Origin of the sequence: Mycobacterium sp. (assembly GCF_049673265.1) — a bacterium.
In the GTDB taxonomy this organism is placed as follows: Bacteria; Actinomycetota; Actinomycetes; order Mycobacteriales; family Mycobacteriaceae; genus Mycobacterium.
Window position 1 is genome coordinate 1 of record NZ_JBATXN010000598.1, and the last position, 1,652, is coordinate 1,652.

The 1,652-nt window shown below is 66.0% G+C and carries 1 protein-coding gene; it reads left to right on the forward strand.

All coding sequences use genetic code 11. The annotated features are described in order from the left end of the window. On the forward strand, nucleotides 1-1,652 hold a 1,652-nt coding region (locus WBF82_RS20185; protein WP_424384708.1), incomplete at both ends, for a vitamin B12 dependent-methionine synthase activation domain-containing protein.

Consider the following 1,652-nt stretch of genomic DNA (forward strand, 5'->3'; position numbering starts at 1 on the left):
CAACCCCGTCCGCGAGGCGATCCACGCGGTGTTCCTGTACCACGCGATCAAGGCCGGCCTGGACATGGGCATCGTCAACGCCGGTGCGCTGGTGCCCTACGACTCGATCGACCCCGAGCTGCGGGACCGGATCGAGGACGTCGTCCTGAACCGTCGCGAGGACGCGGCCGAGCGGCTGCTGGAGATCGCGGAACGGTTCAACCAGTCGGGCGAGGCCCAGGGAGATGTGGACCCGGTGGCGGCCGAATGGCGGAGCCTTCCGGTGCGCGAGCGGATCACGCACGCCCTGGTCAAGGGCATCGACGCCCACGTCGATGCCGACACGGAGGAATTGCGAGCCGAGATCGCCGACGCAGGTGGTCGCCCGATCGAGGTGATCGAGGGTCCGCTGATGGACGGCATGAACGTCGTCGGTGACCTCTTCGGCTCGGGCAAGATGTTTTTGCCCCAGGTGGTGAAGTCGGCCCGGGTGATGAAGAAGGCCGTTGCGTACCTTCTGCCGTTCATCGAGGAGGAGAAGGTTACCTCCGGCGCCGCGGCCGGTAAGGACACCAACGGCACGATCGTGATGGCGACGGTGAAGGGCGACGTCCATGACATCGGCAAGAACATCGTCGGGGTCGTCCTGCAGTGCAACAACTACGAAGTGATCGACCTCGGTGTGATGGTGCCCGCCCAGAAGATTCTGGACGCGGCGAAGGAGCACGACGCCGACATCATCGGACTGTCGGGTCTGATCACCCCGTCCCTGGACGAGATGGTCAACTTCGCCGTCGAGATGGAACGTGAAGGGCTGGAGATCCCGCTGCTGATCGGTGGCGCGACCACCTCGCGCGCCCACACAGCCGTGAAGGTGTCGCCGCGTCGGAGCGGTCCGGTGGTCTGGGTCAAGGACGCCTCCCGCTCGGTGCCGGTCGCCGCCGCGCTGCTCGACGACAAACAGCGCCCGGCTCTGCTGGAGGCGACCGAAAAGGACTACGCGGCCCTTCGCGAACGGCACGCCCAGAAGAACGAGCGGCCGATGCTGACACTGGAGAAGGCCCGCGCGAACCGGACACCGATCGAGTGGGACGGCTACACGCCGCCGGTGCCCGCCCAGGGACTCGGCGTGCGAGAGTTTCTCGACTACGACCTCGCCGAGTTGCGCGAGTACATCGACTGGCAGCCGTTCTTCAACGCCTGGGAGATGAAGGGCAAGTTCCCCGACATCCTCAACAACCCGGCCTCGGGCGAGGCTGCCCGCAAACTGTACGACGAGGCCCAGCAGATGCTCGACACCCTGATCAAGGAGAAGTGGCTGACGGCCAACGGGGTGATCGGGTTCTTCCCGGCGAACGCGGTCGGCGACGACATCGAGGTCTACACCGACGAGACCCGGACCGAGGTTCTGACCACGTTGCACAACCTGCGCCAGCAGGGCGAGCACCGGGACGGCATCCCGAACCGGTCGCTGGGCGACTACATCGCGCCCAAAGACACCGGTCTGCCCGACTACGTCGGCGCCTTCGCCGTCACGTCGGGACTCGGCAGCCAAGAAAAGATCGCGGAGTTCAAGGAGGCCCTCGACGACTACAGCGCGATCCTGCTGGAGTCGATCGCCGACCGGCTGGCAGAGGCGTTCGCCGAACGGATGCATCAACGGGTCCGCAAGG